The organism is Curtobacterium sp. BNK-1 (genome assembly GCF_048685235.1).
In the GTDB taxonomy this organism is placed as follows: domain Bacteria; phylum Pseudomonadota; class Gammaproteobacteria; order Enterobacterales; family Enterobacteriaceae; genus Pantoea; species Pantoea agglomerans.
Window position 1 is genome coordinate 2147387 of sequence record NZ_JBLQTJ010000001.1, and the last position, 26169, is coordinate 2173555.

Genomic DNA, 26169 nt, shown 5'->3' on the forward strand with positions numbered 1-26169 from the left:
CACGGTTGCACAAAGTTGCAACTTAAGTGATAGTGCAGCCAACGCCGTATCGAACCACTATCAAGGAGCTCTGGAGTCATGGCTACAACTACCATGGGTGTAAAACTGGATGACGCGACACGCGAGCGCATCAAACTGGCTGCGCAGCGCATCGATCGCACGCCACACTGGCTGATTAAACAGGCGATCTTTAACTACCTGGGCCAGCTGGAAACCGGCGATACCGTGCCGGAGATCCCGCTTTCTGCTCAGGCGGCCGCAGAGTCCGACGACACCCAGCCAGAGGAGACGCACCAGCCGTTCCTTGATTTCGCAGAGCAGATTTTACCTCAGTCAGTGACCCGTTCAGCGGTGACCGCCGCATGGCGTCGTCCGGAGACTGATGCGGTGCCAATGATGCTGGAACAGGCACGTTTACCGGCGGCGCTGGCAGAGAAAACCCATCAGCTGGCTTACCAGCTCGCCGACAAGCTGCGGCACCAGAAAGGGGCAACCGGACGCGCTGGCATGGTGCAGAGCCTGCTGCAGGAGTTCTCACTCTCCTCCCATGAAGGTGTGGCGCTGATGTGTCTGGCTGAAGCGCTACTGCGTATTCCCGACAAGCCAACGCGTGATGCGCTAATCCGCGACAAGATCAGCAACGGCAACTGGCAGTCACATCTGGGACGCAGCCCGTCACTGTTTGTCAACGCGGCGACCTGGGGCCTGCTGTTCACCGGCCGCCTGGTCTCGACCCACAACGAGTCGAATCTCTCAAGCTCGCTTAACCGCATTATCGGTAAGGGTGGCGAACCGCTGATCCGCAAAGGCGTGGATATGGCGATGCGTCTGATGGGCGAGCAGTTCGTCACCGGTGAAACCATTGCCGAAGCGCTGGCTAACGCCCGAAAGCTGGAAGAGAAAGGCTTCCGCTACTCCTATGACATGCTGGGCGAAGCGGCCCTGACGGCAGGCGATGCCAAAGCCTATCTACTCTCTTATCAGCAGGCGATCCATGCCATTGGTAAAGCGTCGAATGGTCGTGGCATCTATGAAGGTCCCGGCATCTCTATCAAGCTCTCAGCACTGCATCCCCGCTACAGCCGGGCGCAGTATGAGCGCGTGATGGAAGAGCTCTACCCTATTCTGAAATCGCTGACGCTGCTGGCCCGCTCCTATGACATCGGCATCAACATCGATGCAGAAGAGGCGGACCGGCTGGAACTGTCGCTGGATATGCTGGAGAAACTCTGTTTCGAGCCAGAGCTGGAAGGCTGGAACGGCATCGGTTTTGTGATTCAGGCCTACATGAAACGCTGTCCGTTTGTGATTGATGAGCTGATCGATCTGGCGCAGCGCAGCCGCCGTCGCCTGATGATTCGTCTGGTGAAAGGCGCGTACTGGGACAGCGAAATCAAGCGCGCCCAGATGGAAGGCCTGGAAGGCTATCCGGTCTACACCCGCAAGGTTTACACCGATATCTCTTACCTGGCCTGCGCCCGCAAACTGCTGGCCGTGCCAAGCCTGATCTATCCGCAGTTCGCCACCCACAACGCCCACACCCTGGCGGCGATTTATCAGCTGGCGGGCAACAACTACTATCCCGGTCAGTATGAGTTCCAGTGCCTGCACGGCATGGGCGAACCGCTCTATGAGCAGGTGGTGGGCAAAGTGGCGGACGGCAAACTTAACCGCCCCTGCCGTATCTATGCGCCGGTCGGTACCCATGAAACCCTGCTGGCCTATCTGGTGCGCCGCCTGTTAGAAAACGGGGCCAACACCTCGTTTGTTAACCGCATTGCCGATACCTCGCTGCCGATTGATGAACTGGTGGCCGATCCGGTGAGCGCGGTGGAGAAGCTGGGTGTCAGCGAAGGTGCCATTGGTCTGCCGCATCCAAAAATCCCCCTGCCGCGCGATCTGTATGGCGATAACCGCGTTAACTCTGCGGGTCTGGATATGGCCAACGAACACCGTCTTGCCTCACTCTCCAGCGCCCTGCTGAGCAGTGCCGCACAGCCCTGCCTGGCCGAGCCGATGATCGACGGTGAAGCGGGTGCCGGCGAGTTGCGCGACATTCTGAACCCGGCAGCGCCTGGCGACCGTGTAGGTCAGGTCCGTGAAGCCACAGAGCAGGAAGTTTCTGTGGCGCTGGATGCCGCGGTGAACAGCGGGCCAATCTGGTTTGCCACACCGCCGCAGGAGCGTGCCGCCATTCTGGAACGCGCCGCACAGATCATGGAAGGCCAGATGCAGCAGCTGCTCGGCATTCTGGTGCGTGAAGCGGGCAAAACCTACAACAACGCCATCGCGGAAGTGCGCGAAGCGGTTGATTTCCTCTATTACTACGCCGGAATGGTGCGTGACGATTTCGACAACGAAACCCATCGTCCGCTGGGCCCGGTGGTCTGCATCAGTCCATGGAACTTCCCGCTGGCGATCTTTACCGGTCAGATTGCGGCTGCACTGGCAGCGGGCAACAGCGTGCTGGCCAAACCGGCCGAGCAGACACCGCTGATTGCCGCACAGGCGGTTCAGATCCTGCTGGATGCGGGTGTGCCGCCAGGCGTGCTGCAACTGCTGCCTGGCCAGGGTGAAACCGTCGGTGCACAGTTGACCGGTGACGTTCGGGTGCGTGGCGTGATGTTTACCGGTTCAACTGCGGTGGCGACACTGCTGCAGCGTAATCTGGCGGGTCGCCTTGACCAGCACGGTCGTCCTGTGCCGCTGATTGCTGAGACCGGCGGCATGAATGCGATGATCGTTGACTCTTCCGCGCTGACTGAGCAGGTGGTGATCGATATCGTCGCCTCTGCCTTCGACAGTGCCGGACAGCGCTGTTCTGCCCTGCGCCTGCTCTGCATTCAGGAAGATGTCGCCGACCATACCCTGAAGATGCTGCGCGGCGCGATGGCGGAGTGCCGCATGGGCAATCCGGAACGCTTTTCGACCGACATCGGCCCGGTCATTGATGCCGAAGCGAAAGCCAATATCGATCGCCATATTCAGGCGATGCGTAATAAAGGCTTCACGGTCTATCAGGCGGTGCAGGATAACCCGCAGGACAGCAAAGAGTGGAATAGCGGTACCTTTGTTAAACCGACACTGATTGAGCTGGGTCAGGTCAGCGATCTGGATAAAGAGATTTTTGGCCCGGTGCTGCACGTGGTGCGTTTCACTCGCAATAACCTGCCGCAGCTGGTTGAGCAGATCAATGCGTCTGGCTATGGCCTGACGCTGGGCGTACATACCCGCATCGACGAAACGATTGCACAGGTCACGGCGAACGCCCGAGTCGGCAATCTCTACGTCAACCGCAATATGGTGGGCGCGGTGGTCGGCGTACAGCCGTTTGGTGGCGAGGGCTTATCCGGTACCGGTCCGAAAGCGGGCGGTCCGCTCTATCTTTACCGCTTGCTGGCGCATCGTCCGGATAGTGCGCTGCGTCTGACTTTTGATCGTCAGGATGCAGAACGCCCGGCGGACAGCACGCTGCGTCAGTCACTGCTGGCACCGCATCTGGCACTCAGCAACTGGGCTAAGGATAAGCCTGAACTGGCTGAACTCTGCCAGCACTATGGCGATCTGGCGCAGGCGGGCGTGGTCCGTCTGCTGCCTGGCCCGACAGGCGAGCGCAATACCTTCTCACTGTTGCCGCGTGATCAGGTGCTCTGTCTGGCTGATAACGAGCAGGATGCGTTAATCCAGCTGGCCGCGGTGACCAGCGTCGGCAGTAAAGCATTGTGGCAGGATGATGAGCTGCATCGCGCCCTGCTGGCCTCGCTGCCGGACGCAGTGAAAGCGCGCATCACGCTGGCGCGTGACCCGTTAGCAGCAGAGTTTGATGCAGTGATCTATCACGGCGATGCCGATCAGCTGCGTACCCTGTGTGAACAGATTGCCGCACGTGAAGGCGCGATTGTGTCGGTGCAGGGCTTTGCCCGCGGCGAGACCAATCTGCTGCTGGAACGTCTGCTGATTGAGCGTTCGCTGAGTGTGAATACCGCTGCGGCAGGCGGTAATGCTAGCCTGATGACCATAGGGTAGCGCTGAAGCTTAAGGGGGTTGTTCGCTGCGCGAATGGGCTGAGGTGCAGCGCTGAAGCTGGGATTGTTCGCTGCGCGAACGGGCTGAGGTGCGGTGCTGAAGCTGGGATGGTTCGCTGCGCGAACGGGCTATGAGAAGGTTTCGTTCGCCTGGTAAGCCAGGCAGTTTCAGATTCGCCTCTGCAGGCGACCGACAAGGGGGCGCCAGTCGCCGCGCCCCCTTGACCCCGGGCTCCGGCCTGCTTCACCGCCGCTTCGCGGTTCCTTCGCCTCTTCAGGATTTCTCACGGACCAGCGGGACGCGCCATCCCTGGCGCGAACCCGCCTCTTCGCGACATCCCTGTCGCTCGTCCTGAAATCCCTCATCCGCTCAGCGGTTCTGACGGCCTCCCCACCCCCTCGCTGTTATCTTTTCTTTTTATGTTGGGTTCGCTGTCGCTGTGAGTTTGGAAATTGCCTCTGACTTTTGGCTCAGCAGACCGAATGTTATTCAACCTACCCGCTGTTATCTCTTCTTGTTATGTCGGGAACTTTATCGCTGTGTTTTTTTGGGATTGCCTCTGAATTTTTGCTCAGCAGACCGAATGTTATTCAACCCACCCGCTGTTATCTCTTCTTGTTATGTCGGGTACTTTATCGCTGTGGTTTTTTGGGATTGCCTCTGACTTTTGGCTCAGCAGACCGAATGTTATTCAACCCTAACCGCTGTTATCTCGTTTTCAGGTCACTAAGAGTGTTGCGGTGAGATTCCGGAATTGAGACTGGCTTTCGGGTCACCAGACAACGCTGCACTAAAGAAAACACAAAGAAATCACCGGCGGGGGTTTGCCAGAGGCGTCCGAAGCGCTGAGGAACAATCGGAGGCCAGGATGAGCCGACAGGACGTCGGCGAAAGGACGGCACGAGCCAGGGATGGCGAGTCCGGACGGTCCGTCGGCCGCAGGGCGTGACGAGGGCACCCCGCTACGCGGGGCGCGCAGGCAGCCGGACGCCGGGATTGTTAAGGGGCGGGCGTACGCCCCTTGACGCGTCCGCCTGCACAGGCAACCTGAAACTCCCCATCGCCTGGCGGGCGTAACCCTCTCAGCGCTAACGCGCGGCTAAGTGAACTAAGACGCCCCATCGCCTTGCAGGCGAAACCGCTCAGTGCAAGCCCGCTACAAAGCGAAACCTTATGAATCTTTTCCCGCTTTCAGCGGCCGGAGCCCAGCCAGTCCGGGTGACAAACCCACCGGCAGGGGGTTTCCCAGAGGCGTCCGCAGCGCTGAGGAACAACCGGAGGCCAGGATGAGCCGACAGGACGTCGGCGAAAGGACGGTACGAGCCAGGGATGGCGAGTCCGGACGGTCCGTCGGCCGCAGGGCGTGACGAAGGCACCCCGCACAGCGGGGCGCGCAGGCAGCCGGACGCCGGGATTGTTAAGGGGCGGGCGTCCGCCCCTTGACGCGTCCGCCTGCACAGGCAACCTGAAACTCCCCATCGCCTGGCGGGCGAAACCCTCTCAGCGCAAGCCCGCTGCAAAGCGTAACTTCCCCGCTGCCAGGCGTAACTTACCCACCGCTCGCGCCGCCAGGCGCCCTTTTCATTAACGTCGGGAACACAAACAGCGACTGCCCGACTCCGCGATTGGTCAGCGACCAGATTGCCACTGAACAGAGCGAGCAGAGACCCACGATGGCCACCGGATAGAAACAGGCCCAGAGAAACGAAAACCACGCCTGCTCGAACAGATGATGCCGCTGCGCGAACAGAATCGCAGACATACCAAAAAACTCGATAAAAATACGATGGATGACGTAAATCTGCAGCGTATTGCGGCCAACCCAGTTGAGATAACGCATGCTGAAGTGCTGATTCAGCCAGCGACAGGCCGCGATACTGAATAACACTGCCAGTACACACAGGAACAGACTCTTATCCAGACCGAATAGCACATGAATCCCGGCGGCTGCCGCCAGTAGCGCCCAGGGCATCAGATTCTCGCGCCGCCATTCACTCAGGCGCAGCATCGTCTGGCTCCAGAATGCCCCTAACAGGAAGAACACAAAATATTGGGCCAGGCTCTGTGGTCCCCAGAACGGGATCACTTTTTCTGCCGCCAGATAATTCAGCAGGATCGCCACCGCCACCAGGGCCAGCTTATATTGACGGAAAACTTTAGCACAGAGGAAATAGAGTCCCAGCCCATACAGATACCACGAGGTGCTCATAGCCATAAAGGTCAGCTTGAGAAACTCGAATAGCGAACCCGCATAGGCGGCATTAAGGTTCTGCGAAATACGCTGGCCGGTAATTTCAGTGGAGATACCGATAATTGACCACCACTGAATAAACCCCCACAGAATATAGAGATAAAAAAGATTGGTGATGCGACTGGTAAATACCTGCTTCCAGGGCCGGTTCAGAATGCCATTGGTCGCCAGTAATCCCGAGACAAAGAAGAAGGCGGGCATACGCAGCGGTGACAGTACCGTATTAAACTGTATCCATATTTCGGCGGGGATCCATCCGGCAGAGAGATATTTCATCGTCCCTTCAAAGCCGGGTAAAACCGTGTGGTACAGGACCACCAGTAATATGCAGGCGCCCTTCAGGGTATCTACCCACAATATCTGATCTGACTTAGTCTGGTTCATTCAATGACTCCTGCTGTGTAGGTCAGAATGCTGGAAAGTAAAAGCGAGGAAATCAGTATTGCTTTTATGATTATCCGGCAATTATTCGCCATTGAACCGGTGATGAATGTAGCGAAACTCTTAAAAGCCGCTGCGTGGCCCTGTTACCACAGTTATTTACTCAGCAGAACGTTTCCTTACACTTATTAATATCGACGCAATGCGCTAATTAGCAGTGCCGCAGCCTGTTTAAAGGATAATATTGCTTCATAATTCAGAAAATATAATTAAGAGAAAGTGGCAACGGGAAAAGCCAATATATTCCCGATGAACAGAAAAGATTTGTCAGATGTGCCAAAAGGTTTAACAGCGGCAGAGTTATTTATGATATTGCGCCTGCTAATAGCGTGACCATAGCCAGTGGCAGCTTAAAAAATGAGGGTTTTAAACGGGTTAAAACTGCCTTCCGGGGAAGGCAGTGTGGATTACTGATTCAGAAATTTATCAAGAAACTGACGGGTGCGCGGCTGCTGAGGGTTACTGAACAACGCTTTCGCTTCGCCCTGCTCCACAATGCGCCCCTGATCCATAAAAATGGCGCGGTCAGCCACATCGCGGGCAAAGCTCATCTCATGCGTGACGATGACCATGGTGCGTTTCTCTTCGGCCAGCGCGCGAATGGTGCTGAGCACCTCGCCCACCAGCTCCGGATCCAGCGCCGAGGTCGGTTCATCAAACAGGATCACTTCCGGCCGCATCGCCAGCGCACGCGCAATCGCCACGCGCTGTTGCTGCCCACCCGACAGACGGCGCGGATAGCTCTCTTCTTTGCCGTGCAGCCCGACCTTCTCCAGCAGCGTGCGGGCGCGGGCTACCGCATCCGCTTTCGCTTCGCCTTTGACGATAACCGGCCCTTCAATAATGTTCTCCATCACTGAACGATGCGGAAACAGATTGAAGTTCTGGAAGACAAACCCGACCTGCTGACGCAGACGACGCACCTGCTCTTTCTGCTTACTCTGTGCCAGCGCCGCATCAACGGTAATCTCTCCAACGCGGATGGTGCCGCTATCCGGCACTTCCAGCAGATTGATACTGCGCAGCAGCGTGGTTTTACCTGATCCGCTGGGGCCGATAATGGCCACCACTTCACCGGCGGCCACATCAAGGTCGATGTCGTGCAGCACCGTCTGGCCGTTAAAAGACTTCACCAGCTTTCTGACTTCGATGGCGCTCATTTCGACTCCGAATCCTGACGATTAACATGCTGTTCCAGCCGGTTCTGCAACGCAGATAACACCGTTGCCATGACCCAGTAGATCAGCGAGGCTGCCAGATACATGGTAAAGACTTCCAGCGTGCGTGAGGTGATCAACTGCGCCTGACGGAACAGCTCCGGCACCTGAATGGTCGCCGCCAGCGAGGTATCTTTCACCAGGCTGATAAAGCTGTTGCCCAGCGGGGGCAGCGCGGTGCGGGCTGCCTGTGGCAGGATCACCCGGCGCAGGGTTTGCCAGCGCGTCATGCCGATACTTGCCGCCGCTTCCCACTGCCCGCGCTCAATCGATGAAATCGCGCCGCGCAGTGACTCTGAGGCATAGGCTGCGGTATTCAGGGAAAGACCAATCATCGCGGAGGGGATCGGATCCAGTTCAATGCCAAACTGCGGCAGGCCGTAATAGATCATAAACAGCTGGGCGATCAGCGGCGTGCCACGAAAGATCGAGACATAGATCCGCGCCAGCCAGCGAACCGGCCAGAAGCGCGACAGACGCATCAGCGCCAGAATAAAGCCCAGCAGCAGGCCAAAGAACATACCGCCGATGCTGAGCTGCAGCGTAAACAGCGCGCCTTTTAATAAAAAAGGTGCTGAATCCAGCACCAGTTGAAGACTTTCCTGCATTATTTCGTCACGTCCGCGCCAAACCATTTCTGAGACAGCTTGCTCAGCGAGCCATCTTTCTGCATATCAGCAATGGCCTGGTCGATCGCTTTCAGCAGGTCGTCGTTGCCTTTACGTACCGCCACGCCCGATTCCTGACGGGAGAACGCATCACCCGCGACCGCCATGGTATCGCCCGTTTTCTTCACCAGATCCAGCGCGGCCAGACGGTCAACCAGAATGGCATTCAGACGGCCAGAGCGCAGATCCTGATATTTCGTCGGGTCATCATCATAAGTACGGATGTCCACGCCCTTCACATTCTCACGCAGCCACTGCTCGTAGTTGGTGCCCAGACCGACGCCCACTTTTTTACCGGCCAGATCAGCAGGTTTGGTGATGGTGTTTGCATTGGCTTTCATGGTCAGCGCCTGAATGCCGGAGACCGTGTATGGCGTGGAGAAGTCATACTTCTTCTTACGCTCATCAGAGATGGTGACCTGGTTGATGACCACATCGATGCGCTTCGCGTCAAGTGAGGCCAGCATGCCGTCCCATTTGGTCGGTTTCAGGCTCGCCTTGACGCCCATGTGCTGTGCCAGCTGTTCCGCGAATTCCACTTCAAAGCCGGTCAGCTTGCCCTTTTCATCCTGGAAGCTGAATGGCGGATAGGTGCCTTCCAGACCCACCAGCAGCGTGCCGCGCTCTTTAATTTTGTTCAGCAGATTTTCCGCTGCAAAGGTTTTAACGTTGACGCCAGCAATCAGCGCCACGGCCATGACGCCCATCATCATCTGACGACCTGCACGAGAAAAGGACATATTCACCCCATTATTGACAGTATTGTGTGTGTGTTCTTATAAGGGCAGCACGACTTGTCGCTGCCAGTCCAGTAGGATAACCCACGGAGTATAAACTGTTTTATTCGCTTGTCTCAGACCGAAGGATGATAAGCAAATAACGCCGGTGCGCCGCCCGTATGAATAAACAGCAACGGACCTTCACGGCGGAAACGATTCTGGCTCACGCCATCCAGCAGTCCGGCCATCGCCTTGCCGGTGTAGACCGGGTCCAGCAGGATCCCTTCCAGCCGCGCCAGCAGTTTCACCGCAGCCATGCCTTCATCGTTGGGTTCGCCGTAGCGCGGCGCAAAGTAGTCATCCCACAGGGTAATCGGTGCCTTAGCCTGCACTTCCAGCGTCTCCGCCAGCGACTGACGCAGCCGCTCCACCAGCGGCAACTGCGCCTCAACCTGGCGTGAAACGGTGACGCCCACCAGCTCGGCCTCCGGCAGCAGATGCTCCAGACCCACCGCCAGTCCGGCATGGGTACCAGCACTGCCCGAGGCCACGACCACGGCGGCGAAATCGACCACACCCTCGCTCTGATGAGCAATCTCCTGCGCGCACTCTACATAGCCTAGTGCACCCAGCGCATTTGAACCGCCTACCGGCACGATGTAAGGACGATAACCCTGGGCTTCCAGACGCGTGGCCTGTTCAGCCAGCTGTTCCGCAGGGTTATTCAGCGCATCCACCATGATCACTTCAGCGTCCATCAGATCCAGCAACAGACGGTTGCCGTTGCTCAGGTAATTTTCAGCGTGGGTACCAATCGGGTTTTCCAGCAATGCCACGCACTTCAGGCCAAGCCGGGCCGCGACTGCCGCCGTCTGACGCACATGATTGGACTGGATAGCGCCCGCGGTCAGCAGCACATCGGCGCCTTCACGCAGCGCGTCCGCCGCCAGAAATTCCAGCTTGCGCAGCTTATTGCCGCCCATCGCCACCGGCGTGAAATCATCGCGTTTAATAAAAATATCGCGACCCAGGTAGTCAGAGAGCCGTGGCAGATGTTCTAACGGCGTGGGTGCGCCCAGCAGTTCAAGACGTGGGAATTGGTGTAACAGATGTAAAGACAATGCTGCCTCCGTTCGGGCATTCAATTTATCCTTACAGTGTTGCAGAAGATGCGAAAAGGATCACCCTGATTCAGGTGTCAGCAGATGCGGTGAGACAGATGCATAATGGAAGATGCAGGAGAAAGAAGCGCCGTGCTCCCCCTTCCCTTTTACCCGGCTGGCGGGCAAAAGGGGAACGTGCCGCAGGCACGCGGAGGAGCAATCGGTGCAGATCAGGGTTAACCCTGCTGCCAGCCTAAGAACTGATCGTACTTGCGCAGCGCGATGCGGTAATTGTTATTACCGGCATCGGGCAGATCGCTTTCCAGACACTGATGCCAGCTATTTCCCTGAAGCCTGTCGGCCGGGAAATTTCTGGCTTTCAGCATCTCATCCAGACGACGCAGCCGCACCACATATTCACGAATTGTGCTGGGGCTCATCTCTGTCTGTTCAAACAGATACTGTTTAAACGCCATTATGTCGAAGTAATTAGGATGGGTATTACAAAAAATATCACTGCAAAAACGACAAAGCGCGGTCAGTTCGGGCTGAAGTTTCAGCCACAGCTGCTCATCAATCATCTGGTCCATCCGAGCGATGGCCTCTTTATTGATGATCTGGCCACGAAAAACGAGCGCCATTCGATCTAATACCTTGCCACAGTGTGAACAGTTGCTCTGGCTGTGTTTATAGTCTTTAAGATAACGACTTAACGGTCTGGCCTTGGTCTTGGCTCCCATTACTGAGTCCCCGGTTTTTTATAATTTTGAATCGCCAGGAACTGATACTGCTAGCGCGCTCCCGCAAGTCGGGCACGCAGGCGTTTAATCGCCTGACTGTGCAGCTGGCTGACACGGGATTCACCCACATCAAGCACCGCCCCAATCTCTTTCAGGTTCAGTTCTTCCTGGTAGTACAGTGTCAGCACCATCTTTTCACGATCGGGTAACGCTTCGATCGCTTCAATGACGCGCTCACGCAGACTCCCTTCAAGCAACTGATGAAGCGGATTAGCCTCTTCATGGCCTTCCGTCACCAGCTCCGCGCTGTCGCCGTGCTCTTCCCGATACTCGTCGTAGGAGAAAAGTTGACTGTTGTTGGTGTCCAGCAGGATCTGCCGGTACTCCTCCATGGAAACATTCAGCTGCTGCGCCACTTCCTGCTCAGAGGCAGAACGCCCCAGCGACTGTTCCACTCTGTGCATTGCTCCGGCCACCTCGCGTGCATTACGACGCACACTGCGCGGTGCCCAGTCCCGACTACGAAGCTCGTCGAGCATGGCGCCACGAATACGCTGCACGGCATAGGTGGTAAAGGCTGTACCCTGGAGCGCGTCATAACGCTCTACGGCATTTAACAGCCCTATCCCACCCGCCTGCAGCAAGTCGTCAAGCTCAACACTGGCCGGCAGGCGAACCTGCAGACGCAACGCTTCATGGCGCACCAGCGGCACGTAGCGCTGCCAGAGCGAATGCTTGTCCATCACGCCTTCGGCGGTATAGAAATCGTTCACGTTGACTACCCTGCGTTAATGAAGTTATCGGCATGATTATCCAATTCTGTAGCGTTTTCGATTGGCTGAATAGGCGGGGTAAAACGAGGCTATTTCATTTTTGTTACCTCAGAGTGCAGATCCTTCTGCACTCTTCAGTGAAGATTAACGACGGGCGCGCAGCCGTTGCCGGGTGGCGGGCGGCACTGCCGCCCACAGGCTGCAGACGCGACCTTCCAGTTCCTGATACCAGGGCGCCAGATGCTGCTGCGCCTCCTCGCCAGGATGCACCAGAATTTCGCCCGATTCACCATCAATGCTAATCAGTCGGTTAATAAACAGCCGCTGCAAATCACTGCGTAAAAACAGGCCGTTATCGATGCTGTTATCTGCCAGTACACCGTCATCCCCTTCCTGTGTGTCGATATGGCAGGCTTCCACCCATGGCCAGTTATGCCGTTCAGTCAGCTCGGTGCCGGTCATCACACAGGCGCCGTAGCGGGCTTTGACACCGGCGCTGAATTCCGCCTGGCTGGCGCGCTGCAGCACCCGGGCTTTGACACGACGCCCGACCTCAGTTCCCGGCATCACCGCCGCCGGGACTTTGTGCTGCGGCGTACTCAGCACCACGATGAACTGAATGCGCTGCGACTGCGGAAAACAGGGATCCGCCTGTGGATTGAAGAGCTGCCAGTAAGCGTCTTCATCATCCTGATGCATCAGCACCAGTTTGTAGCCGCGACTGTTCAGCAGATTCTGTGCCGTGGCGGATTGCGGATCGATCATCGCGAAGACCTGGCTGCTGCCCATCACCTTCCACAGGTTGTCGCGCTTTTCGCTATCGCTGCGACGGAAATAGAGGAAGGAGAGATTCTGCTTAAGATAGTGCTCAAAGCGACGCAGGTAATTTTTACGTTCGTTGTCATGGGAGATGAACAGCAGATCCTCCAGCGGGCTGTTGCTCTCTTCCTGCGCGAACACCGCACGGATTTTCAGCGTACGCAGCCCGGTTGACGGACTCAGCAAGGCGCGCGCCGTCAGCTCTTTATCATCAGGGTATTGCAGAGCATAACGCCGGGCGATCTCTTCAAAGGTCAACCGCTCACCCGGTAACAGGTCATAATTGAAGCGCATAGACACTCCACAAAGTTAAAATCAAAAATGATGTTGTTCTGTGAGGAGTTATCGGCAGTCTGGAGGGGAACTGTAACGGGCTGGGGGGATTGCCTGGGATTGAGAGACAGGCAGCCTGCAAGGTTGTGGTCAGGAAACCGGTTTGAAGGAAGCGGGTGTTAAATTGCGTTGCATTGCCTGGAGCTGCTGGCATAAAAATAAGCCAGCACACCAGCTGCAATTCTTTCAGCAATTAGCTAATGCCCGCCCGTAGCTATCAGGGACAAATGGGCGATGCCGATGATGCGAAGCTGCATCGCCTCAGATTATTTAAGCAGGTAAATCAGCGACAAATCGTCATTGACCTTGACCTTATCAATCTCGGCCAGAAACGCCATCACCGATTGTGGCGTATGTTTTGTTATTGAGTGGTAGCTGTAGATGATATTAATAATATCCTCTTCACTGACGGTTCCGACCAACTCAACATTGGCCGCAATCAGTGATTTAAGCAGGAACCATTCTGCCGTCAGAAGATATAAGCTCAGTAACGGGCTGCGACTCTCGTCATTAGGGAAAAATTCATCATAAATGCGGTACTGAATATAGTTGTTCATTATCCACGGGCGCTCAGCGAGCCAGGGCATAACCTGCTTCTGCCAGACGTTGTCCAGCCGGATCATCGACTGACTGACGTCGTCGGTTTTGGCGCCTTCGGCCTGAATGTAAATCAGCTTATTAACGTAGTGATTCAGGGTGGAAAAGGCGCGTTTACCTTCCCTAGTGCTTAACCATGACTGCAAACGCATGAGTAATGACCATTGAAGATTATAGTCGGGCCTAATATCATCTAGCTGCTGCCTGATCTTGCCCTGAGCCAGAGTGTTGAGTACGTCAGAAAAATGATTCTCCATCTCTACCAGCCAATCCTCGCCTTGGCTTACTCTTTCAGCGCCCAGCAAAAAAGTGGCCAGCGCATAAAGAGCCTCATCCAGTTTCTCACCGCTCAATTTAACAATATTGAGACACATCAGATTCAGCAGCTTCTTTTGCTGATCGAGATCTTTGGCCTTATTAGCTTCAGCCTGAGGCCTGAGGGCCTGGGCGAAGAGCATTGCATTAGGTGCCGCTAATAACTGCCGTGCCGCCTCTGGACAAGAAAGCACCAGGTTTTTTTGCTGCTCATTTTTAAAAATCCTGGACTTCCTAGGATAGGTGGCACAGGTATTGCTCAGGGCGGAGGCGCCCAGACTGGCGTGCACTTTGCACAGGAGGTCTTTACCCATAAAAGCACAGTTGCCAGATGAATTCAGCTTCATGGTGCCCCAGTTGGCGAAGCTTTTTCCGGTAATGACGATGTTTTCGGTCGCCAGGGTTTTGATTTCAATCTGAGAGGATTTTAAATAGCGCCTGACCGTGGGCTTATCCAGATTGATATCCCAGCCTTTGCAGCAGTGATCGCGACACTCACTGCCAATACATTTGAAGGCGCTGACAAAGAGCGGTTCCACGACAGTAATATTTTTCATTATTTACCTGCTCAACAAAGGCATTTAAAAAAGAGTCTTAATGTGAGGATAAAGGAACGCGGGGAGATTGATTGGCAGAGAAACAGGGCAAAAACAGGCTAATCGCAGGCATAAAAAAACCCCGCCGAAGCGGGGTTTGTCTTTTATAAGTTGGGTGATTAGCCCTGCAGCAGAGACAGAACCTGCTGTGGAACCTGGTTCGCTTTAGACAATACTGAGTTACCAGCCTGCTGCACGATCTGCGCTTTAGACATGTTGGAAACTTCAGTTGCGTAGTCAGCATCCTGAATACGAGACTGTGCTGCAGACAGGTTAGTCGTCGTGTTGTTCAGGTTAGTTACCGCTGAGTTCAGACGGTTCTGTACTGCACCCAAGCTTGAACGGAAAGTATCGACAGACGCGATAGCTTTGTCCAGCAGTGCCAGTGGATCTGCAGACGCCGCGCCAGCGAACTGAGCAGTTGGAGTAGCAGTTGACAGCTCAACAGTGACTTTATTATCGGTACCAGTTTTAGTGTTGTCATCAGCCAGAGCAGTACCTACTGTTGTTGCGTAGTTTTTACCCTGGAAGGTTACAAAGCCTTTAGCTGCGCCAGTTGAGTCTGTACCAACTTTAATCAGTTGATCAGCCTGAGTCGCTGCGGTAGTTAAACCGTTGTCGGTATCTTTGTACTCAACGTCAGCTTTGTTCAGAGTCACTGCACCAGTGGTATGGTTGATAGAGGCTGAGTAGAAATCACTGCCGCTCTGTACAACGAAATCAGCTGTTGCTGTGCCAGTGGCTGACAGGGTGTTATGCAGGCTCAGGCTTGATGCATCTACAGTTTTACCGGTTGCGGTGCTCAACGAAGTTGCAGCAGCTGACAGGTCAACTTTAACAGGTGCAGTTGCAGCAGCACCAGTAATCTGAGTGATAGAATCGCTGACTTTCAGTGCGTTGCCTGATACTGAGAAGCCGGCCAGACCCAGAGTAGAAGAATCAATCTTCTTCAGGTCGATGTCGATAGTCTGACCATCGTTAGCGCCAACCTGGATAGACATTTTACCGTCTTTAGCCAGCACGTTCACGCCGTTGAACTGAGTCTGACCCGATACGCGGTCAATTTCGCTCAGACGTGATTTGATTTCGTCCTGGATTGAGGTTTTGTCAGAATCAGAGTTAGTACCGTTCTGAGCCTGTACAGTCAGCTCACGAACACGCTGTAAGTTGTTGTTGATTTCTGACAGCGCGCCTTCCGTAGTCTGCGCAGCAGAGATACCGTCGTTAGCGTTACGAGCAGCCTGAGTCAGGCCCTTGATGTTAGAGGTGAAACGGTTGGCAATTGCCTGACCAGCAGCGTCATCTTTCGCGCTGTTGATACGTAAACCAGAAGACAGACGCTCCATTGAAGTAGACAGAGCTGACTGGTTCTTGTTGATGTTGTTCTGAGTGATCAGCGAGAGGCTGTTGGTATTAATGACTTGGGCCATGATGAATTTTCCTGTTAATCAAGTCTTTCGGTTAAGGTGTGGGCTTCAACCCGCCGGCTTCAGCGCCGTCAAAGTTGTTATCGTCTGCCGTTTAACAACCTTTAGAATTTTTTTAGTACCAGGCGAATTTTTCTGCTTCAACCTGTCACGTTTTAAGTTATCGCCACTCGCCCGAACTTCTTTAGACTTAATTCATTAATTTTCTAGCCGCTGAATTACCCTTCTCTATAGTGCTTATTTACCTCATTACCCTAAGGCAAATAACCTTAAACTTTCCTTATTCAAGGCCGATAACCCAGGTATCAATTTTCTGTCGACCTTATAAGGAATTAACATGGCTAGTATAAGCAACCTCGGTGTAGGCTCCGGCCTGCCACTCAGTACCATGCTTGACAGTTTGACCACCGCTGAAAAAGCGTCACTCAAACCTATTTCAACGCAGCAGACGGCTTATACCGCCAAGCTCAGTGCCTATGCCACCCTGAAAAGCTCACTGACGACTTTCCAGACCGCAAACACCAAGCTGAACAGTGCGGACCTGTTTACCTCGACCACCGCGGCCAGCAGTTCGACGGCGTTCAGCGCCACCACCTCTGGCAGCACCGTGGCCGGTAAATATGCGATTAATGTGACTCAGCTGGCACAGGCGCAGGTCCTGACCTCGTCGGTGCAGACTAGCAACACTGCCGCACTGGGCGATAGCTCTGTGGCCAGCCGCAGCATTGCGATTACCTTAAAAGATGGATCAAGCAAAAGCGTGACGCTTTCCAGCGATCAGACCTCGCTGACCGGTATGCGTGACGCCATCAACGGCGCCAATGCCGGCGTCACCGCCACCATTATTAAGGTGTCAGACGGTAGCTTCCGCCTCTCCATGAATGCCAATAAAACCGGCAGCGACAATGCAGTGGCTACCATCGCCGTCACCGGCGACAGCACGTTGCAGGGCGTTGTGGGCTTTGACGCCAGCGCCAGCAGCAATGTGATGACAGAAAGCGTGAAAGCGCAGAATGCCCAGCTCACGGTTAACAACGTTGCGATTGAGAACAGCAGCAACCAGATTAGCGATGCGCTGGAAGGGATTACCTTAAATCTGACCGCGCAGACAACTGGCGCTCAGACGCTGACGATTACCAAAGACACCTCAAAAGCCTCCAGCGCGATCAGCGGCTGGGTGGATGCCTACAATTCGTTGCTGGATCAGTTCAATACTCTGACCAAATACACCAAAGTGGATACCAACACGGATTCACAGGACGCCAGCAATGGCGCCCTGATCGGCGACAGCACGTTACGGACGATTGAGACGCAGCTGAAAAGCATGCTGACCAACGCGCAAAGCTCGTCATCCTACAAATCACTGGGGCAGATTGGCATCACTACCGACCCACAGACCGGTTCACTGAAAATTGATTCCACTAAGGTCAGTGCTGCGCTGGATAAAGATGCCGCAGGCGTGAAAGAGATGATCGTGGGCGACGGTAAAACCACCGGTATTACCACCAAAATCGCGACCAGCGTCACGGGCTGGTTGTCGTCTAAAGGGATTGTTCAGGCCGCTACCGATGGCGTCAGCAAAACACTGAATAACTTAACGGCCCTGTATAACACCACCAGCGATCGCATTGATGCGGATATCGCACGTTATAAAACACAGTTTACCCAGCTGGATCTGGCCATCAGTAAACTCAACTCGACCAGTACGTATCTGACGCAGCAGTTCGATACCTCAAGTTCTAATAAATCATAGGAGTGACCATGTACAGCGCTACAGGCACCAAAGCCTATGCAAAAATTGGCGTAGAAAGCGCCGTGATGAGCGCCAGCCAGCAGCAGCTGGTTGTGATGCTGTTCGACGGTGCACTGAGCGCGTTAATCCGCGCCCGCCTGTTTATGCAGGATGGCAATATTGCAGGCAAAGGCAACTCGATCTCCAAAGCGATCAATATTATCGAAGCCGGCCTGAAAGAGGGCCTGACTGAAAACCGTGGTGATGAGCTGGCCGATAATCTGCTGGATCTTTACAACTACATGACGCGTCGCCTGTTGCATGCCAACCTGAACAATGATGTTGCAGCAGTCGAGGAGGTCGAAGGCCTGCTGCGCAACATTGCTGACGCGTGGAAAGAAGTGGTTCAACCTAACCTGATTCAGGACGCCGTTTAATGACTACTGCACCGCATCTGATTACCGTTTACCAACAGTTACTCGATCTCAGCCAGGGAATGCTGCGTCATGCAGCACAAGGCGAATGGGATGAATTGATCAGCAGGGAGATGGAGTATGTCAGTGCGGTGCAGAACTTAGCCCAATCGACAGAAGCCGTGTCGCCGTCGGCACAGACTCAGGAGCAGTTACGTCCGGTGCTGCGCCGTATTCTCGATAACGAATGTGAAGTGAAACGTCTGCTGCAGGCGCGGATGGATGAGCTGGCCTCACTGGTGGGTCAGAACAGTCGCCAGAAATCGGTGATGTCCGCTTATAGCAATCAAGGCGGCGTTGTTATGGTGCCGCACGAAACCCTCTCCTGATCCCCTGCTCTGTCACGCCGCCAGATTTATTTTTCTGCGCGGCGTCTCTTTTTTGCCGCTTACTCCATACTTGATTTTCATCATCCCCTGGAGTGCGGTACATGCAAAACCCAACGTTATTACAGTTTTTCCATTGGTATTACCCGGATGGCAGCAAATTGTGGCCGGAAGTCGCCGATCGTGCGGCCTGGCTCAGCGAAATAGGTATCACCATGGCGTGGTTGCCACCGTGCTACAAAGGGGATTCGGGGGGCTATTCTGTCGGTTACGACAGCTACGATCTGTTTGACCTGGGTGAATTTGATCAGAAAGGGGGTGTTGCCACCAAATATGGCGACAAACAGCAGTTACTGGCGGCAACAGAAGCCCTGCGCAGTCACAACGTTGGGGTGCTGCTGGATGTGGTGCTCAACCACAAAATGGGTGCCGACGAAAAAGAGACGATTAGCGTTAACCGCGTCAATCCCGATAACCGCGATGAAATCTACGACGAAGTGGTCGAGTGCGAGGCCTGGACGAAATTCACTTTTCCGGCACGCGCCGGAGAGTTTTCGAAATTTGTCTGGGACCACAAATGCTTTAGCGGCGTAGACCACATCGAAAATCCGGACGAAAACGGCGTATTCAAAATCATCAATGACTACACCGCCGAAGGCTGGAACGACCAGGTTGATAACGAGCTGGGTAATTTCGACTATCTGATGGGCGCCAACATCGATTTCCGCAACAACGCGGTCAGGGAAGAGCTCAAATACTGGGCGCGCTGGGTGATGGAACAGGTGCCCTGCACCGGCTTTCGTCTCGATGCGGTAAAACATATCCCGGCCTGGTTCTATAAAGAGTGGATTGACCATATTCAGGAGGTTGCTGAGGAGCCGATGTTTATCGTCGCGGAATACTGGTCGTTTGAAACGGAGAAGCTGCAGGAGTATGTGCATCAGGTAGAAGGCAAAACCATGCTGTTTGATGCGCCACTGCACATGAACTTCCACCAGGCCTCAACCGCGGGCAGCGCCTACGACATGAGCCAGATTTTTGCTAACTCGCTGGTGGTTGCTGATCCGTGGCATGCCGTGACGATCGTGGCTAACCACGACACCCAGCCGCTGCAGTCGCTGGAAGCACCGGTAGAAGCCTGGTTTAAACCGCTGGCCTATGCGCTGATCCTGTTGCGTGAGCAGGGTGTGCCCACCATCTTCTATCCCGATCTGTTCGGGGCGACCTATGAAGATGAAGGCGGCGACGGCGAGAAGCACAAAATTGAGATGCCGGTGATCCCTGAACTGGAAGGATTGATCCGGGCGCGCCAGCAGTATGGCTGGGGTGTGCAGACCGACTATTTTGATCACCCAAACTGCGTGGCCTTCAGCCGCAGCGGCACCGAAACACAGCCAGGCTGTGTGGTGATCATGTCGAACGGCGATGCCGGTGAGAAAAGCGTGCCGATGGGAGAAGGTTTTGCTGGCAAGGTCTGGCGCGATCATCTGGGTAACCGTGAAGAGACCATTACTGCCGACGAGCACGGCACGGCGGTCTTTGTCTGTAACGGTGGCAGTGTCAGCGTCTGGGTGGTTGCAGAATAAGCTCGTTACAGAAGAAATGACTCAAAACTAAAACCGCCCCGGCAGACAGAAGCGTAAAGTGCGCTCTGCCCGTCGGGGCGGTTTTGTTATGGGTCGGCCGTTACGACTTCGCGTTATTTTCTGTAATCGGTGTGCGCAGCAGTTGCGGTTCGATGTTCTGAATCACCGCGGCTTTCGGCTGCTTCGCCACCTCGTCAAGTGCCTGCTGACACTCAACGGTCGGACGCGCCACTTTACGCAGGGTCATCCTGTCATAGCTCAGCTCGCCATTCTCCACGACCAGCGGCATCACCCGCACCTGACGCGTTACATTGACATAATCGCCGCTTAACCGGGTCAGTTTGCCCGGCTTCGCAATCACCCGCATCCACTGACGGCAGTCCAGCGTGCTGCCATCCGCATTGATGATCACACTGGCTATCGCCTTATCGCTGATCAGGCTGCTCTGTGCGCCGACGGTTTGCCAGGTTCCCTGCAGTTCAGCGGGCGCCGGTGTTTGCACCGCATTCTCATAATCGTTGATTTGTGCACAGCCACTCAGTGCCAGCGCGGCAATCAGCATCCACTTTTTCATGTTTAATCCCTAAGATCCCATCAATGGCGGCTACGTTATAATTTTTCCACCGCGTTGCGCAAGGTATCTGGGTGTTCAAACACCACGCAGACCCTGATTGCGCCAGAATTTATCCCGCAGTGAGCTCCACGGTCAGGTTTTTGACCGGAAGTTCAGAGGCTGAACTGATGCAAAGCCCCGCCTTTGTCACGCCTGACAAGCGGAAGACAACCCGCTACACTGACGCGCTGCAACAGACTTTCAGGAATATGAATATGAAAACGCCAGAAGCCTACTATGCCCAGGCGCGCGAGATGTTTTTTACCGCGCATCCCGACTTTCAGTCTGCACTTGATGAATTAACGGAGAGCGACGCCCGTGCAGCTAACCTGTCACTGCGACAGCTGCGCGAATGGCATGCCGAACGCATCTATGCGGCCTTTTTGCGGCAGAAGAATCTGGATGGAATGATCTTTTCTATTCAGCTCGCTGAGCCGGATAAAGCGGTGGCGGCTGAAGCTATCGAGACTTATCTCAAATCTCATGCTGAGTCGCTGGGGATGAGCTGGGAAGAGTTTTGCATCAAAAACGAGCTTTAATCAGGGCCGCGCTGAAGTTGTATATTGCAAACACCTCCAACCAGTTCCGGCACTGCAGATAAAATTGTACTAACCGGGGGAAAGTGTATAACTTCGGCGTGCGACTCAGGTCGTGATTGTCCTTTAACGAATAGTGCTGATGCACTGCCTCTGCAGGTGTTGTCTCAATTCCACCTCCAGAGGCGAATTTTTTTATCCGCCCCTACCCTTCACCTTCCGTCGCTTTACCCTTTACTTCAACATAACTCGCTACCGCCAGCAGACGATTAATATGCGTCAGCAGCAGATCCACATCAGACTGCAGAAACTCGGTCGAAGATTGCGAAGCGGTAACAATGGCATCCTGCACCGTTTCTGAAATAGTCAGCGAGTTGTCCTGTTTCGCCTGCACCAGCAGCGCCGCAACCAGCAGGGACTGCGCTTCAAGCTGCGCCGTCAACTCTTTTGCATCGACGTCCATCTTTGCCAGTTTTAGCAGAATATCAATTACCAGTTGTCGCATCGCGGACCTCCTAAAAGTAAGCCGCCATTATGTCGCGATGCGTGCGCATTTTGCTAGTCGAAGATTGAGGTTTATGCGAGATAAAAATTTACACGAAATCAGGCGCGCTGCCTTGCTACTGTTTTTATTTACAGTATTATATGTCAGCGATTTTGCCCTGAATGGATTGCCATCATGTTTGTTGAGTTGATTTATGACAAGCGCAACGTTGCCGGTTTACCGGGTGCTCGCGAGATGATTCGTGAGGAGCTGGAAAAGCGGGTGCATCGGGTGTTCCCTGACATTGAAGTTAAGGTCAAGCCGATGGAACGTAACGCGATTGATACTGATTTGAGTAAGAACGATAAAGCGACGGTTGCGCGGATTGTTGAAGAGATGTTCGACGAAGCGGAAATGTGGCTGGTGGCCGATTAATCCCTTAACGGCCACCACATCAGTTAGCGGGAGATGACTTAGCTCTCCTGCTCGCTGTGATTAACTTCAATCTCGATGTCCTGAATCGCGGCATCCAGATCTTCCAGCAGTTTACCCTGCTTATTAAGCAACGCATCGATTCGGTCGGCGTTGGTCTTGTCTTTATACTCACCCGCATCAAACGCTAACCATTGGCTGGAAAGGGTTTCGGTGTTGGTCTGAGCATAGTGACGCATCTCTTTTAGCTGAGAAGTCACGTCACGCAGATATTCAGTTTTGGTCTTGGTTTCTGTTGAATCGCTCATGCTAAATTTCCTTCTGGTCATTTATCCAAAGTGAGTAGGCTTAGCGGTTCATCAACCGGCCAATCAGCGGGCCTGCATTCAGGTACAAAATGTTGCCCGGATATTTAAAACTAGTCGATAATAGCGAAGCCGCATTAAGAATAATCGGAAGTTATGGTTTATGACCGGATTTCACGGCTGGCACCTCACTCTCAGTGACGACCTCTTTGACTTTTATGACCGTTTTGTCGGCTATGCGATCCGGTATTGCATCCAGCTTGTGCTGTATTGCTGCAACCTGATCGGTCAGCAGCTCCACTCTGTCATCACGCCGCGCCGCAATTAAGCGGTAATCCGCCCGAATCTCCTCGACCCGCTTGTTTGCGGTGTTACTGACGTAGAGAAAAATGATCGTCATCAGGATGCAAATCATCGAACAGCTCAGCAATACGCAGCCGAGAATAACTTTGCGCCGGTAAGACATAGGTGCCTTAGTGCTATTAATCGTGGCCATCACTGCGATCCTCCAGAGTTGAGATAAGCCGATCAATCTCATTACGAAATTTATCGTTCTGATCGGTTTCGGTCATTGCCAGTAAAATCCCTACCGCATTCTTGATTAACCGAAGATCGGTTTCGAGTGTCGAGATACGCCGCAGATTCCTGTCGTGCCGTTCGCGTAATTCATCGTTCTCCTCCCGTATCAGCAGGTTGCTCTCTTTCAGCAACACCACCTGCTCTTTGTAGCTGGTAATAATTTCGCCGCCGGCTCGATTACTGGTAACGATTGACGCAATTCCCGCCAATAACGGTTTCCAGAACAGTGCTGCTGCCCCCCCACCCAGAACTAACGCACCCATACTGGTAATCAGACTACTTTCCATGCCACACCCCTTTGTACGGTAAGGTCTCTGGAACTTACTGCGTGCTGCTTAGCCACGTCCCCCGCATGAAATTTAAGATTGCTTAAATACCAGGCTTAAGTATACTTAAGTCACTCTCAACCAAAAAGTCAAGCTTATGAAAAACGAAACGCTGGGTGACCGCATCCGACTCCGACGTAAATCGCTGCAGTTAACGCAGAAGCAATTGGCGCAACAGGTAAAAGTGTCCCATGTGGCGATTTCGCAATGGGAAAAAGAAGAGACGCTGCCGCGCGGTGAGAACCTGCTGCGGCTCGCAGAAGCGCTGGGCTGCGCACCGGCTTTTCTGATAGATGGGGATGGTCCTGTTTTCAGCGAAAGCGCCTGGAGTGGTCTGCACCAGATCCCACTGCTTGCACAGCGCGACGTGCCGCGATGGCTGAGCGAGGCCGGTTCCGTCCGGCATGAACTGCTGATGCACAACGACATGGCGCTTTCACAGCAGAGCTTTGCCATCCGGGTGGAAGAACAGGCGATGACGCCCGCGATTCTGCGGAATGATGTGGTGATCATCGATCCCAGGCAGTCACCTCAGCCCGGCGACTGCGTGCTGGCATTGCAGCAACAGGTCGTGCTGCTACGCACCTGGCGTCAGCGCGGCAGTGATAATGGCGTCATGCAGTTTGAACTGGCACCGGTCAATATCAACTTCCCTGAGCTGCAATCCAGCCGGGACAGCCTGAAGCTGATTGGTACGCTGGTGGAACTGCGACGCTACCGCCAGCCATAAAAAAACCCGCCGTGCGCGGGTTCACTTTTCATCGTACAACAGTGGCTGAGTTTATAGCCGGACAACTACAGGGCATCGGTCAGTTGATCTACCACCACTTTGCCCTGCAAATCGGTCTGCATAATGCGGTAATTCACGGGCCATGAGCGGCGGGTACTGAGTTTATCGAACAGGGTTACGCCGCCTTTTTTAACTCCCTGGCTATTTACAATAATCCATTCGGTGACCTCTTCCTGACCACGATTTTTCAGGCTCAGCGAGCTTTGTTCGATTAACTGATCTTCAGCTTCAATCTTTAAATAGTCTCTTAACATAATTTCTATCTCCTGGTAACGCAGGCCACTATATGCCTTTTGCTAATCCTTTCAATCGAATTTATTTATCGATCTGTTTATCGACGGGAATGTGACCTGCCGCAAGCGATATGACAGATTTGTCCATTACTGCATCAGGGATTCCCGGTTAGCATGAACCTGCTGTACACACCCAAACATCGAAAAATGACGTGTTCAGTATGAGAGAAACTCCGATTAGCCCGCCGCTGGCGGGCTTTTTTTCTTCTTTAATCCGCTGCGCATGCGGGATGTCAGTGCTGGTCTAAACTTAAGAGACTGGAATAAAAGGAGAGAGTTATGTTTAAACACAATACGAATGAAGAACGTAAGAAAGAAGGTGATGTCAGCAAAAGCCTGCCCGAAGCCGCGCCAAACGCTGGTAATGCTTACGAGGAAGATGATCATCCCGCCACTGATGCGCCGAAAGATCATGGCGAAGTGCCGCGCAAAAATGATGACAGCCAGGATGACAAAAAAGATCCTTACAAGGCAAGCTGATGTGCGACAGGCGCGCCCGCTGGGCGCGCTGGTCAGCGTTAAGATTTAATGAGATCGGCAAGCTGGTACTGATTTTCAACCAGCCAGGCTGGAAAATGTTCGGATGTTACCGGCACTATCTCCATCCTTCGCGGACGATTCCAGATATCAATATTGTTCTCAACGCAGCGCCGTATGTGATCCGGATTATTAAATTCGGGACAGTTACGTTCGGTATGAGAAATCGAAGACATTTTTTCACTGATGCGCTCATCGCTCATTACCCAGGAAAAATGCCATCCTGCGTTCTTAATGGTTTTCGTCCGGAAATTTAGCCACTTCCAGCGCAACCAGTTCTCGCGTATCGGTGTTCCACGACGCTTAACATTGCGAAGCAATTCCGGTTGTCCCATAAAAAAGTTTCGCAGCGTTTTACAGGTCACCATTTTTGCCAGGGTGGCACAGCGCGGTGTGCCGTCGTCATTTAAAACCCGGACATTAAATTTAAAATTGAAATATTGCTGATGCAGCGTCGTGCAAAGATGTTGATGACTGAATGCTTTTATCGCCTCGGGTCGGGGAATTTCATCGACGTCTGACACAATAACAATATCATCATCCTGCGCGCCGGCCAGCCCCTGCATAATCTGATTACGTGCAGTGGCTTCATTTTCCCAGGGATCTGTCTCTCCCGCATTAACCACAGAACTATTCGATTTAAAGGCTTCCTGATAAAATCTGGGCGCAATATCGTTAACAATATAAATAATTTTATCGCGGAAACGATCGAACTTCTCAATATCAAAATGAAGCTTTTCCCGGCGTTTTCCGGTAAAGGTATAGCGAGATTCCACAATGACAAACCGATCAACAACATGCTCAAGCGTGTTCAGACGCATCTCAAGCAAGATATCTTCATCGTAGTATAAAAAACAGTCATAAATCATAGTATTCAGAGGCACTTAAGTAGTAAGGATTTTCATCAGGACACCTCAGCATGCGTAACACAACAGAGGTATAACGCCTTTTGTTGAGGCCGATTTTTAATGAACCTGATGTGTGTGTAATGTACTGCGTAAAACTTTCCGTGTTTATAATAAACTGGCTAACAAAGGCTGCAGGTAATGATTTTCGGGCATCCGCCACAAAGCAGACTAACGATATGATGAGCAACCATTCAGAGTGATATTTACCTGACATTCACCTGACA

General features: G+C 53.7%; 26 protein-coding genes. 9 read left to right on the forward strand and 17 right to left on the reverse strand.

Annotation, left to right across the window (positions count from 1 at the left end):
* The first annotated feature begins 78 nt into the window (after nt 1-78).
* A complete protein-coding gene (gene putA / locus ACMGGP_RS10260) occupies nt 79-4026 on the forward strand; it encodes a trifunctional transcriptional regulator/proline dehydrogenase/L-glutamate gamma-semialdehyde dehydrogenase (protein WP_124890049.1) in 3948 nt (1315 codons plus the stop codon).
* Nucleotides 4027-5575: 1549 nt separating this feature from the next.
* Here the strand turns inward: putA and ACMGGP_RS10265 are convergent.
* The 10 genes from ACMGGP_RS10265 to ACMGGP_RS10310 form a co-directional block, all read right to left on the reverse strand.
* Nucleotides 5576-6661 (reverse strand): acyltransferase family protein, encoded by a 1086-nt coding sequence (locus tag ACMGGP_RS10265; RefSeq protein WP_010247569.1) that lies wholly within the window; start codon nt 6659-6661, stop codon nt 5576-5578.
* 464 nt (nt 6662-7125) lie between these two features.
* On the reverse strand, nt 7126-7878 hold the full coding sequence (gene tcyN / locus ACMGGP_RS10270; protein WP_010247571.1) for an L-cystine ABC transporter ATP-binding protein TcyN: 753 nt from the start codon (nt 7876-7878) through the stop codon (nt 7126-7128).
* A complete protein-coding gene (tcyL, locus tag ACMGGP_RS10275; protein WP_003854540.1) occupies nt 7875-8543 on the reverse strand; it encodes a cystine ABC transporter permease in 669 nt (222 codons plus the stop codon). Before tcyL ends, tcyN begins: the two co-directional genes overlap by 4 nt.
* Complete coding sequence (tcyJ, locus tag ACMGGP_RS10280; RefSeq protein WP_010247584.1) at nt 8543-9343, reverse strand: cystine ABC transporter substrate-binding protein; 801 nt, start codon at nt 9341-9343, stop codon at nt 8543-8545. The genes tcyL and tcyJ overlap by 1 nt, the downstream gene beginning before the upstream one ends.
* 113 nt (nt 9344-9456) lie before the next feature.
* Nucleotides 9457-10443, reverse strand: coding sequence for a D-cysteine desulfhydrase (locus ACMGGP_RS10285; protein ID WP_159226502.1), 987 nt, complete (start codon nt 10441-10443; stop codon nt 9457-9459).
* 218 nt (nt 10444-10661) lie between these two features.
* Nucleotides 10662-11165 carry a flagella biosynthesis regulatory protein FliZ gene (gene fliZ, locus ACMGGP_RS10290; protein WP_010247591.1) on the reverse strand — a complete coding sequence of 168 codons (504 nt, stop codon included), beginning with the start codon at nt 11163-11165 and terminating at the stop codon, nt 10662-10664.
* A gap of 50 nt (nt 11166-11215) precedes the next feature.
* Nucleotides 11216-11938, reverse strand: a complete 723-nt coding sequence (locus tag ACMGGP_RS10295; RefSeq protein WP_003854529.1) for an RNA polymerase sigma factor FliA — start codon at nt 11936-11938, stop codon at nt 11216-11218.
* Nucleotides 11939-12082: 144 nt separating this feature from the next.
* The gene (locus ACMGGP_RS10300; RefSeq protein WP_010247595.1) at nt 12083-13051 is read right to left on the reverse strand and encodes an HNH endonuclease signature motif containing protein; all 969 of its coding nucleotides are present in this window, start codon (nt 13049-13051) and stop codon (nt 12083-12085) included.
* Between the two features lie 305 nt (nt 13052-13356).
* On the reverse strand, nt 13357-14559 hold the full coding sequence (gene fliB / locus ACMGGP_RS10305) for a flagellin lysine-N-methylase (protein ID WP_498798405.1): 1203 nt from the start codon (nt 14557-14559) through the stop codon (nt 13357-13359).
* A gap of 158 nt (nt 14560-14717) precedes the next feature.
* Nucleotides 14718-16028: a FliC/FljB family flagellin gene (locus ACMGGP_RS10310; RefSeq protein WP_167430279.1), complete on the reverse strand. Its 1311-nt coding sequence runs from the start codon at nt 16026-16028 to the stop codon at nt 14718-14720.
* Between the two features lie 334 nt (nt 16029-16362).
* Here ACMGGP_RS10310 and fliD point away from each other — a divergent pair, with 334 nt between their 5' ends.
* The 4 genes from fliD to amyA all read left to right on the forward strand — a co-directional run bounded on the left by fliD (nt 16363) and on the right by amyA (nt 20142).
* On the forward strand, nt 16363-17778 hold the full coding sequence (fliD, locus tag ACMGGP_RS10315; RefSeq protein ID WP_167430278.1) for a flagellar filament capping protein FliD: 1416 nt from the start codon (nt 16363-16365) through the stop codon (nt 17776-17778).
* A gap of 8 nt (nt 17779-17786) precedes the next feature.
* Entirely contained in the window at nt 17787-18194 is a 408-nt protein-coding gene (fliS, locus tag ACMGGP_RS10320; RefSeq protein WP_010247609.1) for a flagellar export chaperone FliS, read from the forward strand.
* On the forward strand, nt 18194-18559 hold the full coding sequence (gene fliT, locus ACMGGP_RS10325) for a flagella biosynthesis regulatory protein FliT (RefSeq protein WP_010247612.1): 366 nt from the start codon (nt 18194-18196) through the stop codon (nt 18557-18559). Before fliS ends, fliT begins: the two co-directional genes overlap by 1 nt.
* A gap of 101 nt (nt 18560-18660) precedes the next feature.
* A complete protein-coding gene (amyA, locus tag ACMGGP_RS10330; RefSeq protein ID WP_061901356.1) occupies nt 18661-20142 on the forward strand; it encodes an alpha-amylase in 1482 nt (493 codons plus the stop codon).
* Nucleotides 20143-20242: 100 nt separating this feature from the next.
* Here amyA and yedD read toward each other — a convergent pair whose 3' ends face one another.
* A complete protein-coding gene (yedD, locus tag ACMGGP_RS10335) occupies nt 20243-20716 on the reverse strand; it encodes a lipoprotein YedD (protein ID WP_122888753.1) in 474 nt (157 codons plus the stop codon).
* Between the two features lie 254 nt (nt 20717-20970).
* Between yedD and ACMGGP_RS10340 the strand changes: the two genes are divergently transcribed.
* Complete coding sequence (locus ACMGGP_RS10340) at nt 20971-21294, forward strand: DUF6388 family protein (RefSeq protein ID WP_008926858.1); 324 nt, start codon at nt 20971-20973, stop codon at nt 21292-21294.
* Between the two features lie 202 nt (nt 21295-21496).
* On the opposite strand, the gene iraP is transcribed toward ACMGGP_RS10340, so the two are convergent.
* Complete coding sequence (gene iraP, locus ACMGGP_RS10345) at nt 21497-21796, reverse strand: anti-adapter protein IraP (protein WP_010247621.1); 300 nt, start codon at nt 21794-21796, stop codon at nt 21497-21499.
* 174 nt (nt 21797-21970) lie between these two features.
* Between iraP and ACMGGP_RS10350 the strand changes: the two genes are divergently transcribed.
* Complete coding sequence (locus tag ACMGGP_RS10350; protein ID WP_003854508.1) at nt 21971-22210, forward strand: DinI-like family protein; 240 nt, start codon at nt 21971-21973, stop codon at nt 22208-22210.
* A 38-nt stretch (nt 22211-22248) separates the two neighbouring features.
* Here ACMGGP_RS10350 and ACMGGP_RS10355 read toward each other — a convergent pair whose 3' ends face one another.
* From ACMGGP_RS10355 to ACMGGP_RS10365, 3 genes are all read right to left on the reverse strand, one after another.
* On the reverse strand, nt 22249-22515 hold the full coding sequence (locus ACMGGP_RS10355) for a hypothetical protein (protein ID WP_010670837.1): 267 nt from the start codon (nt 22513-22515) through the stop codon (nt 22249-22251).
* 151 nt (nt 22516-22666) lie between these two features.
* Nucleotides 22667-23008: a hypothetical protein gene (locus ACMGGP_RS10360; RefSeq protein ID WP_010670838.1), complete on the reverse strand. Its 342-nt coding sequence runs from the start codon at nt 23006-23008 to the stop codon at nt 22667-22669.
* Nucleotides 22995-23378, reverse strand: coding sequence for a hypothetical protein (locus ACMGGP_RS10365; RefSeq protein WP_010247627.1), 384 nt, complete (start codon nt 23376-23378; stop codon nt 22995-22997). The genes ACMGGP_RS10360 and ACMGGP_RS10365 overlap by 14 nt, the downstream gene beginning before the upstream one ends.
* 136 nt (nt 23379-23514) lie before the next feature.
* Between ACMGGP_RS10365 and ACMGGP_RS10370 the strand changes: the two genes are divergently transcribed.
* Nucleotides 23515-24147, forward strand: coding sequence for a helix-turn-helix domain-containing protein (locus ACMGGP_RS10370; protein ID WP_498798406.1), 633 nt, complete (start codon nt 23515-23517; stop codon nt 24145-24147).
* Nucleotides 24148-24212: 65 nt separating this feature from the next.
* Here the strand turns inward: ACMGGP_RS10370 and ACMGGP_RS10375 are convergent, their stop codons facing one another.
* Nucleotides 24213-24461: a hypothetical protein gene (locus ACMGGP_RS10375; protein WP_498798407.1), complete on the reverse strand. Its 249-nt coding sequence runs from the start codon at nt 24459-24461 to the stop codon at nt 24213-24215.
* Between the two features lie 318 nt (nt 24462-24779).
* On the opposite strand from ACMGGP_RS10375, the gene ACMGGP_RS10380 reads away from it, so the two are divergent.
* Nucleotides 24780-24980, forward strand: a complete 201-nt coding sequence (locus tag ACMGGP_RS10380) for a hypothetical protein (protein ID WP_010247636.1) — start codon at nt 24780-24782, stop codon at nt 24978-24980.
* Nucleotides 24981-25018: 38 nt separating this feature from the next.
* Here ACMGGP_RS10380 and ACMGGP_RS10385 read toward each other — a convergent pair whose 3' ends face one another.
* A complete protein-coding gene (locus tag ACMGGP_RS10385) occupies nt 25019-25906 on the reverse strand; it encodes a glycosyltransferase family 17 protein (protein WP_064691423.1) in 888 nt (295 codons plus the stop codon).
* Between the last annotated feature and the right edge of the window lie 263 nt (nt 25907-26169).